12 protein-coding genes are annotated in these 18,569 nt (G+C 51.3%); 9 read left to right on the plus strand and 3 right to left on the minus strand.

What is annotated here, in order from left to right:
- Positions 1-401 precede the first annotated feature (401 nt).
- On the plus strand, positions 402-1,352 hold the full coding sequence (locus tag GOX61_RS13590; protein ID WP_170334496.1) for a formylglycine-generating enzyme family protein: 951 nt from the start codon (positions 402-404) through the stop codon (positions 1,350-1,352).
- A gap of 88 nt (positions 1,353-1,440) precedes the next feature.
- Here GOX61_RS13590 and GOX61_RS13595 read toward each other — a convergent pair whose 3' ends face one another.
- Positions 1,441-2,316 carry a hypothetical protein gene (locus GOX61_RS13595; protein WP_170334498.1) on the minus strand — a complete coding sequence of 292 codons (876 nt, stop codon included), beginning with the start codon at positions 2,314-2,316 and terminating at the stop codon, positions 1,441-1,443.
- A gap of 537 nt (positions 2,317-2,853) precedes the next feature.
- Here GOX61_RS13595 and GOX61_RS13600 point away from each other — a divergent pair.
- From GOX61_RS13600 to GOX61_RS13635, 7 genes are all read left to right on the plus strand, one after another.
- Positions 2,854-3,894: a glycosyltransferase family 2 protein gene (locus GOX61_RS13600; RefSeq protein WP_170334499.1), complete on the plus strand. Its 1,041-nt coding sequence runs from the start codon at positions 2,854-2,856 to the stop codon at positions 3,892-3,894.
- Between the two features lie 893 nt (positions 3,895-4,787).
- A complete protein-coding gene (locus tag GOX61_RS22440) occupies positions 4,788-6,410 on the plus strand; it encodes a glycosyltransferase family 2 protein (protein WP_367646966.1) in 1,623 nt (540 codons plus the stop codon).
- A 103-nt stretch (positions 6,411-6,513) separates the two neighbouring features.
- Entirely contained in the window at positions 6,514-8,130 is a 1,617-nt protein-coding gene (locus tag GOX61_RS22445; RefSeq protein WP_209016339.1) for a hypothetical protein, read from the plus strand.
- A 5-nt stretch (positions 8,131-8,135) separates the two neighbouring features.
- Positions 8,136-9,050, plus strand: coding sequence for a hypothetical protein (locus tag GOX61_RS13620; protein WP_170334503.1), 915 nt, complete (start codon positions 8,136-8,138; stop codon positions 9,048-9,050).
- 2 nt (positions 9,051-9,052) lie between these two features.
- A complete protein-coding gene (locus GOX61_RS13625) occupies positions 9,053-11,188 on the plus strand; it encodes a sulfatase-like hydrolase/transferase (RefSeq protein ID WP_170334505.1) in 2,136 nt (711 codons plus the stop codon).
- Positions 11,189-11,206: 18 nt separating this feature from the next.
- On the plus strand, positions 11,207-13,279 hold the full coding sequence (locus tag GOX61_RS13630; RefSeq protein WP_170334507.1) for a hypothetical protein: 2,073 nt from the start codon (positions 11,207-11,209) through the stop codon (positions 13,277-13,279).
- Between the two features lie 141 nt (positions 13,280-13,420).
- Positions 13,421-14,347: a hypothetical protein gene (locus GOX61_RS13635; protein ID WP_170334509.1), complete on the plus strand. Its 927-nt coding sequence runs from the start codon at positions 13,421-13,423 to the stop codon at positions 14,345-14,347.
- A 76-nt stretch (positions 14,348-14,423) separates the two neighbouring features.
- Here GOX61_RS13635 and GOX61_RS13640 read toward each other — a convergent pair whose 3' ends face one another.
- Entirely contained in the window at positions 14,424-16,163 is a 1,740-nt protein-coding gene (locus tag GOX61_RS13640; protein WP_170334511.1) for an FkbM family methyltransferase, read from the minus strand.
- Positions 16,164-16,357: 194 nt separating this feature from the next.
- On the opposite strand from GOX61_RS13640, the gene GOX61_RS13645 reads away from it, so the two are divergent.
- Complete coding sequence (locus tag GOX61_RS13645; RefSeq protein ID WP_170334512.1) at positions 16,358-17,539, plus strand: GSCFA domain-containing protein; 1,182 nt, start codon at positions 16,358-16,360, stop codon at positions 17,537-17,539.
- Positions 17,540-17,549: 10 nt separating this feature from the next.
- Here the strand turns inward: GOX61_RS13645 and GOX61_RS13650 are convergent, their stop codons facing one another.
- A complete protein-coding gene (locus tag GOX61_RS13650; protein WP_170334513.1) occupies positions 17,550-18,287 on the minus strand; it encodes a class I SAM-dependent methyltransferase in 738 nt (245 codons plus the stop codon).
- Positions 18,288-18,569: the final 282 nt, after the last annotated feature.

Below are 18,569 nucleotides of genomic sequence, written 5' to 3' on the forward strand. Positions count from 1 at the left end.
CTTGGAATTCCGGTTCGGCTTACCGATTTGGCAATGCCGCTCAATATCATTGCGGCAATACGGTTCCAATTAAAGCTGTCGCCCTGGCTCTGAGTGCGTGAAGTGCCCTGCATGCCGGAGTTACTCGGTTGGACAAGGTGGGCAGAAAACGGTTCCCTGAAGGTGCCATTGTTGTCGTCGCATTAGGACCCCGTCGTCGGCGAAGTTATCACCTCGATCCTCCGGTCAGCCGCTGACAAACCAGCTTGCTTTCGCCCTTCAAAGACGATTGGATCAAAGGGCAATCATGCACTAACAATCAAGTTTGGCTACCTGGGTGAAGCTGATCACTGGCACAGTGTTGTTTGTTGCGGACCTTCGCCCTTCATGAGGGTAATCAAGGAACATCTTGAGACAAGCAGATGAAGAACAAAGTATGCGGCTGCGCACCCATCACACCTTCGCGCACTACTCATCGAACGCCACTGCCGCAGGTTGGTGTTTCACGTTCTCTGCGTGACACAATCAATGCGTTAATGGTTCCTATTCCCGGTGGTATTTTTGAGATGGGGACGAGAAAATCACGCTACGCGGATGATCTTGACAGCCCGCCGCGACGGGTAAAACTGTCGGGCTTCAATATTGGGCGCACTACCGTCACAAATGAGGTTTTTGCAGCATTCGTGGCCGAGACCAGTTATCGAACAACCGCTGAAATTGAAGGCTGGTCTTATGTCTTTTACCAATTTGTACCTGAAACCAGTCTTACCAGAGGATTTGCCCAACATACCCCTTGGTGGTGTGGGGTAGAGGGCGCCTGCTGGAGTAGTCCAGAAGGACCGGGAAGCGATATTACTGCCCGCGGGCGACATCCGGTAACTCACATCAGTTGGCATGATGCCGTGGCATTTTGCGAATATACCGGTACGCGTTTACCGACTGAGGCGGAATGGGAGTACGCAGCACGCGGTGGATTAAAGAGGAAGCGTCTGCCTTGGGGCAATGCTCTCGTTCCCGGGTCAGGCCATGCACAGAACGTTTGGCAAGGCAATTTCCCTGATGAAAATTTGGCAGAAGACGGTTACGTCGGCACGGCACCGGCCGACAGTTATGATCCAAATAACTTTGGCCTATACGCAATGACCGGTAACGTCTGGGAATGGTGTGCGGACGCGTTTGGGCCACTGCCACATGGCACCCAAGGATCTCCGGCTGTAAACCCGCTATCACAGGTGGATGGCCCGGGTAAAATCATACGGGGTGGGTCATATCTATGCCATGCCTCTTATTGTGAGCGCTACTTTGTTCACTCCAGAACCTGGAATATGCCAGACAGTTCAACTGGGCATACCGGCTTCAGGATAGCTTCATGAAACAAAGTCGAAACTCGCACACGTATCGACTTAAACCCCTTAGTTTGCACTGGAGATCCACGCAAATCCGGTTGGCAGAAATACTCTTTTAAGGTTTCAGAAACCGGACTTCAGGCATGTTTGCGATTTGTGCCAAATCTTGTTCGTACAGTTCTGAAAATGCGCTGAGAATATCATCTGACCAACCGGGTAGCTCAATCTCTTCCTCGATTTTGTCGGGTTCTGCAAAGTCTTTCAGGATGCGTGACAAGTCCTTTCGCAAATCTTCTTTCTCTGGCGTTGGATCTTGTCGGATTAAGGACAAAACCTCGCGCTGCCCGGTCGGACGTAGCAATGAACTTAGCAACCCATATTCATCGTCGAAAGCTACGTCATCCTGAAAGCCCCCCATCAAACGGAGAATATCACCCCAAATCAATGGCGTGTCCTCATTGCTCCACAAAGTCATTTTCACATTGGGGGCCAGATCTCTGATATCCTCAATCATACTGAGCCAGCTCAGGCAGCTCAGGTCGGTGTTTTCGAAAACGGCTCTTCGCTGATCTTCAGTTAATGACATCAGCACTTTGGGAATAAAAACACCGGGATTCCGTACCGCCAGAAACAACTCAATCTGAGTATCTTGCAGTACTTCATCAATATAAGCCAATCGCTGACCTGCCAAGGGATAAAACTGGCCTTCATGGATGGCTTCGGTGATACCGCCCAGGATTTCATCGCTGGACAACATCGTCCGTTTGACGTCCGGATTGTTCGGTAAAGCTCGTCGCAATTGTTCGTGTAGGGCCGAACTTGGTGGTTCCGTCCACAATGATTGAAGGACAGGCCAAACCGAATGCTTAAATCTGCGAGGCCTGGGAATGTCCACGCCATTTTTTGAGAATACACGCCCGTTGGCTTGAAGAGACTGCAATAGTCGACCTTCATCGGTAAAAGCGACACCAGCATGGATGACCAACTGCATTCTAATTTTGTCCTTGCATCCTGTAACTCCTGCCCCCGCATCAAGTCTAAGTATCGATTGTCGCAAAGCACCCGACAGAAGGACATAATTCTTCCAGTGACATGTTGAAAGATATTACTTTCGATCTTGTTCTGAAACCTGAATTTCCTGCTGAAAGTAGTTAGATTTTTCGTGATGAACTCCTGACTGGAACATGCAGCGAAAACGATGAAAGACCGCACATCAACACCGCGAATATCCCTTCGACAATGCCAAAAACTCACGTGACGACACCAGGTCGTCATGCTTAGCAAGTTCTATTTATGCACGGCAGAAGGTGAGGTTGGGGAGCACTTGCAATTGCATCAATCTAAAATCAAAGTTTGTGGCACCCAATCTTTGTGCCTAAGCTGGCACAAATCTCCGGGCAAAAACACCGAACCGTATCGACATTGACACCTAGGTGAACACGAGCAAAAACGCGTTCTTCGCACCAATCCAACTCTGATCAATAAGCACAATACAGGTACCCAGATGGCACGTCTCCTAATTTCGGCGATGAAAAATGAAGCGCCGTATATTCTGGAGTGGGTAGCGTATCACCGACTGATCGGTTTTGATGACATCCTCATTTACTCAAACGACTGCACAGATGGCACTGATGATCTGCTGGATGCGCTTGCGGCTCGGGGTTGGGTAACCCATGAACGCAATCAAGACCATGCAAAGAAGGGGGTGCAGTGGACCGCGTTAGAACTGGCCGGCAAACATGAGCTTACCAAGGCTGCCGAGTGGATATTGTTTTCAGACGTCGATGAGTTCGTAAACATCAAGACAGGTACAGGACATCTTGATGATCTGTTTGCGTCCGCTCCTGATGCTGATGCGTACGCGCTGACATGGCGACTCTTTGGCAACAGCGGAAAGGTGGACCTTTCAGCGGCGCCTGTTTTGGAGGAGTTCACACATGCAGCCCCGTTTCCCTGCCACTCGCCTTGGGAGGCAAGCCACTTCAAAACCTTATTCCGCAATGACGGGACCTATCAAAAGCTTGGCGTGCATCGCCCCAAAAAACCTGAGAGAGATCGCGTGCACAGTTTTCGGTGGGTTAACGGCTCAGGTCGACCACTACCAGGTTTTTACCAACAGCGTGGCTTAATAACGTTCGGGCCTTTGGCGGGGATGGATCTGGTTTGTCTCAATCACTATTCGGTCAAATCTGCCCTTGCCTATCTGGTGAAGTCCTCTCGTGGCCTGCCAAACCGATCGCACAAAGAAATCGACCTGGGATATTGGGCTGACCGGAATTTCAACTCGATTGAAGAAAGGTCGATCCAGCGACATTTGCCGGCGTTGAAGGAAATGCTCGACGAACTAAACGCGGACAAAGAACTCAGCAGATTGTCACAACAAGGTTTACGGTGGCACATAAAGCACGCGAACGAGGTTATGGATACGCTGGATGGGCTGCAGCTTTTGACTCGAATAATTGGAACGGAACGGCACGATGTGGATCCGCAACTTGCAAGAAAGTTGCACGCAAAGGGAACGGAACTACGCAATCGTGCGGAAGCAGAAGAAAACAGCAAGACCAGATAACCTTTGATCAAGATAGCTCAAACCCGCTGTGGATGTGCGCTTAAGCTGGGAAAACTGCTTTTATTGAGAATCCAAGGATGGAGCGCTGGCGAGATACATTGACTGTTCATGGTTGTCCCCGAACACAAAAAAGGCACGCTTTGACGCAACTGATTGCAAATGATGGGTCTGAAACTTGAATTGGAAAAGTCAGACTGGTGTAATCCCGTTGAAGGAACGAAGCGCAGTGTTCTGTCTGTGCGAACACTGTTGTGGAAGAGGCTATCCTTATGGTCGCGTTTAATCGAAGCCGCCTGAAGAGCCGTGATTTTGGGGCGTTCGTTCTTCTTGATGCAGTTGAAACGGTCCGAGACGACGGGCGGCTTCTAACTCTGTTCTTTGACCGACAAGTCCTGCCCGAACAAATCTGCCCACGCCAAGGTGCCGAGCTATATACACATGGCACACTCGGCGGCCAAACGGTGATGCGCTTTCATTTGCACGACGCAGTATCCCCGGTGTTCATGATAGACGGCCAAGAATGTTCGATTGAGGTCGCAACACCCAACTTTGCCGCCTTCGAAGGGCGAAATGCACTTGCTGCAGTGCGCAACGGTGAAGACGCTGAAGTTGTGCTGGATTGGTTGGCCTATCACGTGGATCAACACCAGATGGATGCGGCTATGATCCTAGACCGCGCAAAGCCCGGAGAGGATGAGGCTTTCGCCCGAGATTTACAGGCCGGTCTGCGGCAACGTGGTCTGACCTGCAACGTAGAATTACTCAGCAGTGACATGCCTCTTGGCCGAGCTGACCTACCGCCCGAATGGCACCCGTTTTGTGCCCCAGATGCCCCGGGCAAAGACCGAATGGACGTGCCGTCTCCTGACTGTTGGCATAGCCCTCTGGGCACGGTGGCAGTTTATGAAATGATGCGTTTGCGTGGGCTATCGCACGCTCGGGCTGTCGCAAATATTGATGTATGCGACCTCATCACGCGTGGTGAGGAATCCATTTTCGATCTCGCCGTGAATACATCCAGTGGATTGATTTCTCTGGTTGGCCGGCGCTGTTACCCTTGGCGATTGCGTGATCAGGCCAATCCGCACTTTAGTGACCATATCTGTGTTCAGTTTGACAATCCCGGCGCGAGCAATCGTTGGTGCATAGCACCAAAACAGGTGTCCGATCGCGCCGTCTGGCGGCTTGTTCGGATCGGCAATGTCAATCCGAGTGGATCTGTCATCGGGGCGTTTTACCGTTTCACAGCTCTACGTCATCCTGCGCCGTCAGTTTCGCAAATCGTGCCTAAAACCTCTTTGGTTGAAGATTCATATCTGATCAACCAATCTGAAACTCTTTGGGATGGAAGCCCCGAGCGTGTTCCACAAATTGCCCTCACGCCAGCGGCCAACCAAACTGGCGGACGTGTCATTGTGACTGCCATGAAAAACGAAGGCCCTTTCATACTTGAATGGCTGGCATATCATCGTGCAATCGGTTTCGACGATGTGATCGTATACACAAACGACTGTACCGATGGTACGGACACAATGCTGAAGCTCTTACAGCGCAAGGGATACGTACAACACCGAGAAAACCCGTTTCGCGAGATGGGGTTAAAACCGCAGCACGCTGCACTCCGCTCAGCGCAAGAAGAAGAGATCGTTGCCAACGCCGCATGGGTGACCTGTATCGACGTGGATGAGTTTGTGAATATCAAATGCGGCGATGGCACGCTTGATGCGTTGTTCGAACACGTTCCGGATGCCAACATGATTGCAATGACCTGGCGTTTGTTCGGCAACGGCAATGTGCATCTTTTTGACGAAAGCCCGGTTATCGAACAATTCATCCGTTGCGCACGTGAATTTACACCCAAGCCACATCAGGCATGGGGATTCAAAACGCTTTTCCGGAATGTTGGTCTGTTCAAGAAGCTGGGCGTTCATCGGCCAAAAGGGCTCAATCCACAACTGTGGGAAAGTGTTCATTGGGTGAACGGATCAGGGCAACCTTTGCCTCGCCAAATGTATCGCAACAGCTGGCGCTCCACGACCGGAACCTACGGTTACGATCTTGTGCAGCTCAACCACTACGCTGTGCGTTCGGCAGAGAGCTTTTTGGTAAAAAGAGACAGGGGCCGCGTGAACCATGTGGACCGCGATCAGGGACTCGCTTACTGGTTTCGAATGAACAATAACGCTGAAGTCGATCGCTCTATTGCCCGGATGCTGCCAAAGATGCGCGGCGAACTGAATAAACTTCTCAAAGATCCTGAGATCGCCGAAGCCCATGATTATTCATTAAAGTGCCACCGGACCAAGATCGAGGAGCTGAAGGCGAGGCCCGACTACAACCAGTTCTATTCTGCGTTAACGAGCCAACGGATGGAACGCCTCTCGCTCTTGCACAGTCACTTTGGTGCGAATGTTTTTTTGTCCGGCCCGGAGGTCGTGCCAGATGAAGTGATCGCCAAACGTCCGGATGCTGATTGGTTCTTCACGGTGGAACGTCAGGATGTCACACAACACTAGGTTACCTGAATTGGTCGCCCGTCACCCATTGTAACTGATAGCAGAATTTGCTCGAAAGGTCAGGAATGCCAAGTCTAAGTAGTCTTTTGTTATTGAGGTCGTCTTGAATCAGAAACCGGTCATTGGAATGCTGTGGATGGAAGGATCGCTCAGCTTCCTGGAGCAGCTTTGTATTAAATCGTTTGTGGATGCAGGTCACACCACTGTTCTGTATCACTATGGGCCACTGAAAAACGTGCCAGATGGCGTCGAATTTGCAGATGCCGCCGATATCTTGCCGCGTGAGAACTTTCTGGCGCATGAGCGTACTGGTAGCCCCGCACTGCATTCTGATCTGTTTCGCTACCGGTTGCTTGAACAGAACGACAACATGATCTGGGCTGATACAGATGCCTACTGCATGAAGCCTTTCGAGACTCCCAATGGCCATTTTTACGGTTGGGAATCCGAAAAGCACGTGAATGGAGGTGTTCTTGGATTACCACGTGACAGCGATACGCTGCGCGCGCTTCTGGCTCATACAAGCGATGAATTTGCAATCCCCGCATGGTATGGCGAGGATTATGTCAAAGAGCTTGAAACCGCCCGGGATGCAGGTAATCCGGTTCATGTCGGTGAACAGCCGTGGGGTGTTTGGGGTCCACACGCAGTGACACATTTTCTGCACGCGACCGGTGAGATCGAGTTTGCGCTGCCTCAGGACAGGCTCTATCCATTCACTTTCAAAGACCGTCGCATGATGTTGAAGCGCAAATTCGACGTGTCTCCCTACATAACCGAAAACACCTGTTCCATTCACCTTTACGGTCGTCGCATGCGTGCGCGTCTGGTAGAAAAAGAGGGCGGCGCACCCCACCCCAAAAGCCTGTTGGGAAGGCTTCTGATCAAGCATGGAATTGATCCGGACCTCGCGCCGATCCCCAACAAAGGTCGCCCCGAAAGAAACAGTAAGCCGATTGCTAAAGACACTCCTGCAATGCCAGCCACAACCATTGATCTTGACCCTGCATCTCCTGTTCCTGCATCTGAAAAATATGGTCGAGGGAAGATAAATCTGACTGACTTGGCGGATCGCTACAATTCGGACAAAGGATCGAAAAAACACCGCTATTCAGAACTCTACCAGATGCTCTTTCTTCCTTATCGCGATAAAAATATCTCGTTTTTGGAGATGGGGTTGCAAATCGGGGGCCCCGAGCACGGCAAGCATGCCGACCGAACCACAACGGACGCACCCTCGGTGAGAATGTGGCTAGAGTTCTTTCCGAAAGCCCAAATCCACGGGCTGGATGTATCAGATTTTAGTTGGTTCAGCGACCCGAGGTTTACCTTCCATCGCTGCGATATGGATACGCGTGAGAACATTCGTAACGCTGCTCGAGATATGCACGATGAGTTCGACATCATAATTGATGACGCAAGCCATGCATCGCACCATCAGCAGAATGGGTTTCTGGAACTTTTCGGAAAGCTGAAATCGGGCGGAATGTACATTATCGAGGACCTGAGATGGCAACCCGATACCATGGAAAAACCCGGCATCACAAAAACCGCGGCTTTGTTTCAGTCATACCTCAAAAACGGTGTGTTCAGCCACTCTGACAGCAAAACAGCCGCAGAATTCAATGCAATGAGACTGGATTTCTCGGGAGCTTTCATATTTCAGGCGCAATTTGACAAGACCCGTCGCGATCAGGTCCTGATTGTGCACAAGCGCTGATTGTCATGGAAGACGTGGACCACAACAAGATACCCAGCTGGTACGGAGAAATATTTCCGGCTGGCGGAAACGATGGTTGGTACCACAAGTTCGGAGAACATGCCGCATCCTTTGTCGAACGCGATACGGCGCAACTCGTGATATCCTTCGACAATCTTTCAGATGCGGGCTACCCGTATCCTGATATCGAACCTTGGGCCGGGAAATTTGTTCGCGAAAACGGCTGGAGCCATCTTGGTATATATGCCCGTGGTCCAAGCTGGTTTCGCGATCAAAAGCTGATTGCGTTTCTCGAACAGTTAGAACGTACAGGCTTCTTTAGAGGCTTCGAGAAAATCGCGTTGATCGGGACGTCAATGGGTGGGTTTGCTGCATTAACATTTTCCTCTCTTTGTCCCGGTGCCACAGTCGTGGCACTTAGCCCGCAATCTACATTGCAGAGCGATCTGGTTCCTTGGGAAACACGGTTTGGCAAAGGGCGGGATAGAGACTGGTCGTTACCCTTTTCTGACGCTGCTTCTCAGTTGAATGGTTTGGGGAAAGCCTATGTTCTCTATGATCCTTTCTTTGCACCAGACAAACGACATGTCATGCGTTTACCGCAGCAGAAGCTTATTCACTTGCAGGGCTTCGGGTTTGGGCACAAATCGGCTGTGGTTCTGCGACGACTGGGGCTTTTGAAGCCATTTATGCAGGGCGCTATCAGCGGAGAGTTCCAACCGTCAGAGTTCTACAAATGGATTCGCAAGCGGAGAGAGCTGTACGTTTACCGTATCGTCATGGAAACGCACCTGAGTACCCGTGGCAAAGACGATAGAATTGCGAGGTTTCGCCGCGCCTTTCGTACCAATAGACGCAAGTCTCAGCTTTCGGCTGCAGCCGTCGATGAGCAATCGGCCAAATTGCCTGGGGAAAGGTAATCATGGCGCAAGAGAAAAAGAACATTGTTCTGATTACCGTCGACGATGGCGGTGCCTACTCTCAGTATCGTGAAGCTTTTGGCGCACCCCTGCACCTTCCCAACCTTGACCGGATCGCCGAGGACTCGGCGGCGTTTGACTCGGCATACTGTCAGGCCCCGATTTGTGGTCCATCACGCAATAGCCTGATGTCGGGTCTGTCACCTTACCAAACTGGCATTCTGGACAATTATACGAACCTGTTCGATGTGTTGCGCCCCGAACAGCTTTGGCAATTCAAGCTCAAACAAAGAGGATACTATTGTTCGACCGCCGGGAAGGTTCACCACAGTTTTGCTCCACTTCCCAGGCCAATGCATGATATTCTTTATTCGCACCCCCCACACCCATTGCGCCTTGGTCCTCCTCAATCCGTCCCTGTCAGGCGTTTTGGTGGCTTGACCGGCGGAGCCGGTACTACTGATCCCGCACACGATTCACTCTATTATGACCATCAGTCCGCGACAGATGCAGTAGAGTTTCTGGAGACCTACGATGGGGCCGCGCCATTTTATCGCGAGATCGGCTTTCACCATCCGCACATACCGTTCAAAACGCCTGAAGCCTTTAAGCGGTTGTACAACGAACAGGATTTCCAGATACCTGAGGCATGGAATGATGGGTTCGATACGACCGGGTATCCCGACCGATTCATGGGAAAGAACATGGATCTTCGAGACGCTGCCTACTGGCGTAAATCGGTTCGAAATTATTTCTCAGCCTATTCTCATGTTGATAGCCAGATTGGTCGCATCTGGGCCGCGCTCAAATCGTCGCGCCATGCGGATAACACTGTCCTGATATTTACCTCAGATCATGGATACCATCTTGGCGATAAGGGGCGGATGCGCAAATTCACGCTCTGGGAAGAAAGCTGTCGCGTTCCCCTGATCATTCACGACCCTGATGCCCAACCAAGACAGGTTCGTGATCCAGTTGCTTTATTGGATGTCGGACCGACCATTCTTGATTATGCTGGTTGCCCGCCGATGCACAGTACGATCAGCAGATCGCTGAAAGATATGACGCACGGCACCTCTGACCCAGAGCGCGCTGTTCCCACATTTCTATATGGCAATACATCTATGCGGAAAGGCGCATATAGGATCACGCTGTATCAGAACGGTGAAAGCGAGTTTCACAATGTTCAAGACGACCCATGGCTGACCAAGAACCTCGCGGGTAAACATCCAGACTACGCGAAATGGCGACAAGATTTGAGTCAGGTTTGCGTCTCCCATGGCCTGATCCTCCCCGACGCAGAAGGCAGTGCGGCGCCATTTCACGTCAGTTTTACAGATACGATGGACCCACCCAAAGCTGGTAGTGTTGGGGCCATCGGATCGTTGGACGCTTCTCCTGATGACATTGCACCGACCGCGCCGGGGGCCAGAGTTCATTATTCGACACTAAACCATGACGGTACAGCAGCGCTGCCCGATGGGTTTGCCCGCATGCACTATGGCGCCGATGCAAGTGGCGGTGTAAACCGCTTTGTTGCCACCGGAAACCAGCAAGACAATGAGTTTCTTTTCCCTGGGAGCGTAAATCGTTTCCAGCTAACTGTGCATCCCGGTCCGGGCAAAAACCGTATCACCGTGCAGAATGACGATCTGGTGGTCTATTGTGGTGAGGGCGAGAACTCCATTCTGGCAGCAAATGCCAATTGTGTTCTCTACGGCGGGACCGGGAAAACAACGATGACGGCCGGAAAGGGGTTCGCCCGAATGGTCGGCGACAGCGGTGATACCACTATGATTGGTGGCCACGGCCCTGTTTCGATTGTCACCGGTAGCGGCTGCAATCGGATCACAGGGGGACATGGTGATACGCAAATCACTCTGGCCGAAGGCAGCAATGATGTTACTTTGCGCAGCGCGACCACAACACTCACTATCCAGCGAACCGGCCTGCCCCAAAAGATCCAAGGATTCCAAGGTGGAAAGATTGACCTGAGTGATTGGGCATCACTAGGGCAAGTGCGTGTCAGGCAATCCGAAGATGACACGATACTCAGCTGTGGGACGGAACGGGTGGTGTTTGCAGGTGTGCCTCAGGCATCGCTACTCGCAGCGATCTGCGGCCTGGAAATAGCTTGAAACAGGAGCGGATGTGACATGGAACACGCTCAGGAGAAGTCCCATGCCGATCTCATTGCAGCGCTGCGAACGGGCGAAGAGATCGCTATTGCCGGATATCGCATAGCACTGACCCGCCGAACTCCCAACCGTCTGGTTATCCAATTCCTGTCCGAGAACGGAATGCCTTCCCTGACCGACGAACTTTGCGAGGAAGATGAGCTCAGTCAGATGCGCGTTATCCGCACTGACGAAGCAACTTCGATTTCACCCGAGTTAATGGCTTTCTTCGAAACTCTGGCCGATGGTTTGCTGGTTGATGACTTTAGTTCTCACACACTCTGCGCCGCGGAAGATGCATCTCACAGCTTGGTGGCATTGGGGAATTTCCTGCCGAATGCCACCCATTTATTTGTCGATCCGCCAGAAGATCTCGCTCCCGTGTCGCCCGGGGTGGACAGGGCGCGCGCAGCCAGTCTTGCTCGGACCTACATCCTGTACGATCCGTTTCATGACCCACTAAAAGGGCTGCGGCAGGTTTATGATGAAAATCAGGCAACATATCTCAAGTGCTTTGGTTTCGGGGCCAGCTGTACGCCCGGCCTAAGGCGGAAAAAATTCCTGAAAGCAATCCTTCCAGGTTTGTTGCGAGGTGAGTTGCCCCCGGATCTGTTTTATGAACGTTTGCGAGGGCGCAAGGATTTTCCTTTTTACCGCAAAGGTATCGAAGCAGCGCTTGTCGCGCGCGGCCAAGTTAAACGTGCCTCCAGGTTCCGCCGTGCCTTCCAGAACCGCCGGAGCTATCTCACAAAACCGGAATTACCTTTTGAGAAGCTGGTGATGCGTGCAGAGGCTGAGCGTCCTCAAAAGGTGGGCGCCTGGATACGATCCAAGCCCTCCAATCCCGAAACTGCGTGGCCTAGCGGAGGAGGAAACGTCTGGATGTTGGACGTGCGACCAGATTGCCTGCGCTATCTTTCCGACCGGTGGGAAAGAACAACCATCGGTTTTGAAGAACGCGATGGCGTAACACTGGCTCAGACACCTCCCACGGCATTGGGTTTCGTGGGATTTGGGGGCGATCTGCATGTCCCCCGAACTCTGGCGCGAAGATTCCGCTGGCATGTCGTGAATGAAAAACTGGATGGAACCGGAGCACCTTTCGGCCCCTTGGCTGAAGCAACACTAAGCAGTGAACGCCGCTATGAGAGTGGGGAAACTCTGTTTACCAATGTTGCCTTGAGCCAACCTCAGCCCGGTATAACTGCAGAGGATGCAGACCCGCACGCAGAACCCTACAGGTTGTTGCTGGAAAGGGTGAAGGTTGCTTGCGCTACGTTGAAAGGTTGGGAAAAGGCTCTGGTTATTGACCGCCTCCGCCTCGGACTGCTTCGAGGTGACATGACAATTTCCGAGTTGGATGCGGCAAGACACTACAGGCAAACCACCACCTCTTTGGTACGTGATCTGACACAGATAACCGGACAGTCCGCCGAACCTGTAATCGTTGTCACCCAAGGGGGTGGTTTCAAGGACACAGGGCGTGTTGAAGCATTGTTGTCCGAAGGTCGATTTGATTTGGACAATCCCGGTGTGAAATCGGTCGTTGCAACTCCGTCATATCCTTGGCCCCTTATGCCTGGTACACTAGCAACACCCAGTTCTGTGTCTGCTCTCATGATGGATGAACTCTGTGATCTAGCCGTTCAAGCTGTGCAAATGGGAAAACAATGGTTCTGCCCTTCTCTGCAGATCGCTCACTTTGAAGGGCGCGAAATTCTGGCCGAGTTTTCATCAATGGACGGGTTGGTGCTGGAGAATGATGCACATGGGTTTCGTCTCGATGGCATTGCGCAAAATTTGCCGGCAATCATTGGCGCCGAGGTAATTTCAGACCGTCTCATCCGCCTGGTTTTAGAGGAAGAACCAGATGAGTCCGAACTAAGCCTTGCTTACGCATGGGGTCATGTGGGGAGTGAAGACCGCGAAAACCGCACAGCTAACCATGGTGCTTTGCGCGACCGATGGCAAGCCGACAGCCGTGCAGTTTCTGGACAAACACTGCATCGCTACGCCTTGTCGGGTCGGGTGCCTCTGTTACGGAAAGAGTGAAGCGCATGCTTCTTTTTTCGAACTTCGCATCTGCTCAAAAACGCGCTAGCAATTGTCGTGTTCACTGTTGATTACGCATAAAACACTTGTCAGAGACAAACAGTGCCCCTGTAGTTTGAAGGCGAAGAGTAGAACTCAAACATGAACCACGAACGTAACCGAAAATGGCGCGACAATTTTCGAGAAGCCGCAGGAGAGAATGGGTTCTTTGAGGAGTTGAGTCATGAACATCGGGCATTGTTCGTTCAAAAGGGAAAAGTGCTTGTTGTCGCATTCGAAAATCTCGATGACGCACGGCAGGACCCTGACAATCGTCTGCCCTGGGGAATGAATTTCATAACATCCCGGGGATGGTCTGCATTAGGGATCATGGCCCATGGCCACACTTGGTATCGTGACCCCGCTATAGCCACATTTTTCGACGGACTTCGAGACAACGGTTTCTTCAAACAATTCGAGCGAGTGGTATTTTACGGGGTGTCCATGGGTGGGTATGCCGCCACCGCCTACGCTGCTTCTTGTCCTGGCGCAGATGTTTTGGCTGTGAACCCACAAGCCACGCTAAGCCGCAAAGTTACTCTGGGCTGGGAAACCCGTTTTAAGCCCGCATGGAGGCGCGATTATGAAGGCGCTTACGGCTATGGGCCGGATGGTGTGCGTCAAGCCCGTAAGGTTCGCTTGTTCTATGACCCGACAATTGCAGCGGATGCCTTGCATGTCGCATTATACCAAGGATCAAACACAGAAAAATATTTGTGCCGTCACCACGGTCACGGGATGCTGACCACGTGGCGGCACATGGGAGTGTTGAGCAAGATCATCACCGGTTGCATTGAAGACAGCTTGACGCAACAAGAGATTTACGCCCTCCTAACCGCGCGCAAGAGCAGCGCTTTTTATCAGAAACGCATGTTGAACCATCTGCTGAAACGTGGGCGGCCGTATTGGACAGCGCAGTATTGCAACGCCGTTCTCGAAGCCTGCAAACCACAGAAGCGTCCTAAGTTTCTACGCGCCAGAAACGAGGCAAATGCTGTGCTGATCAAACAGGGGAAAAAACCTGTTTGAGGAAGCATATTGGGCCTGATTGGTATGCCCTCGTTTCACCCAGCTTCCATTACTTTGGCTGCCTATATTTGTTTGATCAATCCGACCCTTGATCAGCGAAATAGTTTTCACGAATCCAATCGCGAACTTCAGAGATAGCTGGCTCGTTCTCGATTGACCTGATCCGTTCCCGATGCACGTCAATCGAGGCCCGATGTAAATCCAGGAGTTTCTTGTCCGATATTAACGCGTCCCACTCTTTGCGGGCCCGAGGCAGCAGCCTATCAATATGTCCATAAAAATTACCACCAAGAGACCGCTTACGATAATAATGATGATCCGTGCTTCGCCGGTTATCGGCAACACTCCCACGCCACTGTTTCATCAGGTAAGATTCCGCGCTGCGCAATGGATGGTGATCCAATTGGACCAAATCATAGCGACCGCGCCTGTCGATGCCGTTTTCGTGGTTAACAACAAAGTCCTCAGGAACCGGATTACCCGATCCATCCAGCCAGACCAATTGATCAAATGAGCCCGCGAATATCCCTGGTCGATGTACTGGCCAGGTTTCAAAATTATCGGCGCCATGAATGATCGACTTAACCCCCCGCCGGGCCTGCCAATGACCCGGCTTGTCAGTTTCGTGCTCCCGGAACATCTCGGTGAGCCAGCCGTCTTTTAATTCCCAGTTCCCGCTGCTCGAAAAATTCAGTTCCGAGATCGAAAGAACATGAAAAGGCCCCGCTGCATTCAACAGATCGGTCACCGTTCCGTCGCCGACCTTAATATTGATGAACTCATCAACGTCCGTCTGAATTACATAATCCGCCCTTCGCACCTGAGGCATGTCCATCGCAAATTTCATGGCGAGAGGTTGAAAGTACGTTGACTTGGCTGCCTTGGCCGGATTGGGCAGATGGGTCACGACACCCAACTCATCCAACCGATCCAATAGAAGGTCAGTTCCGTCCGAACAGTCATTAGAAAATACCACAAAATTCTGAATTCCTATCGAACGATGAAAGGCCAGCCACTCCAGCAGGAATGGGCCTTCATTTCGCATGCAGGTCGGAATGATGAACTGAGGGTTGTCGTGATTATGTACCGGGCTGGATGGACCTCGTGTCAAAAACCTTGGCACTTGTTTGACGGGCATCCTAGAAAACACCCAAACACTTCCCGAGCGGTACTCGTCTTCGGCACGGAACCCGAGGTCATCAAAGAACTTCAGAACCTTGCGCTGCCCTTCAGCTCCGTAGACCAGCGGATGCAGTTCGATGATAACTGTTCGAACGTTATCCAACGTTAACCCATCAAAAATCTCGAGTTCTCCGCCTTCAATATCAGCGATGATCACGGTTGGGTCGATCTCTTCGATCAAATCGTTCATGGCAAAAGCGGTTATGGGAACCACTTCTTTGTATGGGCGCGAATCCGGCTCCATACTGGAAGACCAAAAATGACCCCGCAAATAGAATGGAACTTGTTCTGCCGCTACCCTTGACGCTATCCCATGGCGTAGTTCGACCGTGTCTATTCCATTGATTTTATGTGTTTCTCGGATAACTTCCAGTAGTTCAGGATTGGCCTCTACTGACACAATCCTTTCGACGCCTTCGATCTTGGAGACCGCACTGGCGACAAGTCCTATACCTGCCCCAAGATCGAGAACCCTGTCACCCTTACGTATGAATTTTCGTGCAGCATCGCATTCGCCGACTTCGTAGTTTCCAAGCCTCATCTGCCTTTCGATGCGAGGGGTCACGATGTTCTTACAAAGAGGTAGCTTTATACCCTGAACCTCAATCAGCTCATCGTAGCTCAGATCATTCATACTACAGAAATTCCCATGCAAAGTTTCTGCCTCTGTATACTATCTGTTTTGGTTTGAATTCTATACCTTGCTGCCCGTCTGAAGATCATTATTGCTGTTTTCCAAGGTTACCAATTGTTGCGCTGAACTTGCCTCGGAAACTCATTTCAGGCACCTTGGGCAGGTGTTTTTTTCGGCGATCAGGGCGTGTCTGGATGACTAAAAAGGCAATTTCTCACAACTTCCAGTCCACGACGAAAGATGGCTCAGAGTTTAGAACCTGGTTTCGGGGCGAACATACAAATTTCAACCCGACAGCCCTACAAATGGTCGATGAAGAAGCCGTGGAGACATTTGTTTTAAAAGGGTGGCAACCAGATACTCCGTATATAACCCCGGAAACCCAGATAACGGCTTTCGGTTCTTGTTTTGCGGCGAATATCTCAAATTGGCTGTCAAAACGGAATTTTCGGGTTCTGACCCAAGGCGAAGAGGCCAAGCGTGCCTATGTAGTTAGTTGCGGCGAAGGGATGGTTAACTCGTTCGTAATTCGCCAACAGTTTGAATGGGCTTGGGAAAACAAGGTTTTCTCGCAGGTTCTTTGGCATGGGTACAAGGCAGAAGAATATGGCTATGACCCTGTGGCACAGGCGCAAACCAAAGAGCTGTTTGACAAAACAGACGTCTTCATCCTGACCTTCGGGTTGAGTGAAGTTTGGTACGACGAGCCCACGGGCAATGTCTTTTGGCGCACGATCCCAAAGGACGTTTATGATCCATCCCGTCACAAGTTCCGGGTCGCCAGTGTGGAGGAAAATCGCCAGAATATTGACGCGATCTACCAGCTGATCCGCAAGCATCGTCCAGATGCGAAAGTAATCGTTACCTTGTCACCGATACCGCTGATCGCAACCTTTCGCGACAATTCCTGTATAACTTCCAATTCAGTTTCCAAGGCCTCGCTGCGTGTTGCCATTGATGAGGTGGTGCGCGCGCATAAAGCAGAGGGCAAACTGTTTTACTGGCCTTCCTATGAACTGGTCACGGATGTCTTCAAGATGCCGTACAAATCGGATCGCAGGCATCCACACATTCCAGTACTGGACTATATCATGACGCGGTTCGAGCACAGTTGGTGCATATCTTCGGAACAGAACCCGCCGCCATCACTTGATGAGGCCTGGGTCAAAGCTTGCGCCGCCGCCGGGCTGCTACCCGCTCAGCTGGATGGAATAGTGTCCGGGAAACGTCCGTACCGCATGAGGCAACTGATCAACGGTGGTGAGCGTCTCGATCGTGATGATAAGGTGCATTCAGGCAAAATCGCCATGTTGAAACGATTGCTGTTCCGCTGGGATGCCGAACGAAAAGCTGGCGCGCTTCAGTCAGACCAATGAGTCCTATTCCTCAACCCTGCCACTTTTCCATATAGTCCGTCTGATACGCGACCCCTTTCCCTTCTGTGTCGAATGGTTTTCGAACTGCATAACACATCATAATTGGGGAGTTCTGAGGTAGCTTTCCCTTGAGGCGTGGGCGCACACCTGTGACGTTGGGATTGGTCGTGGTTACCACTCTGTCAGAGAAATTTGGCAGCAGGGGCTGAAGGATAAGGCTCAACAGTTCATAACCCATGGCTTTTTCCCAAAACCCGTAAACCATTTCGGGATTGATCTGATAAAATGAGTGATTGATCCAGTTATTGCACGGTGAATGCGCGATTAGGACACCACCCTTTTTCAGCATTTTATGGATATTGCGATAGGCGGTAGGCAACTCAAAAATGTGCTCACATGTGCCGCCGTCATAGATCACGTCAAAGCGTTCGTGCAAGGCAGGGTCCAGCTCTGCGCCTAGATCCTGAATGATGCTGGCATTTTCAAATTCAGAAAAGTCCAGAGAGTCGACCTGGTCGTATCCAAGCGCTTTGAAAAATTGCTCAGAATAGGCATCGTTCGGATTTTTCAGGTCCTCTTCAGATTTTCCGGGCAAATAGGTGCCAATCGTATCTGCCAGCAACTTGGCTGCCTTACCCTTGCGCGTTCCAATCCAACGCTGTCGCCCGAGCATGAGAAAGTGACCACCCAAGTTGTTGTTCTTGGTGACTTCGATCAATCGCGCAGCCAGCGTATCGGGTATAGCCATGATAATTAAGCCTGAGTTAGTTAGTTGAACAGCACCAATGCACAATCATGCTGCGGGTCGTGGGTTTACGGGTAACGTCTCAGGCCCGCTGTGTACAAGTTGTTTCTAGGGGCAGGATCCATTGATTTCGGCTGAGCGGCACGATTCAGGATGTGCCTCAAGCTTTGGGATCTTTTTGACGAACATGCGCATTCTGACGTCTGCTCTTGTTGAGAGACTGCCTATTTCCAAGGATGTACTTCTGTAAACTGTGTACTTCTATCTGCGAGACACGGCGTCCTA

This window comes from Ruegeria arenilitoris (genome assembly GCF_013030265.1).
GTDB classification, from domain to species: Bacteria; Pseudomonadota; Alphaproteobacteria; order Rhodobacterales; family Rhodobacteraceae; genus Ruegeria; species Ruegeria arenilitoris_E.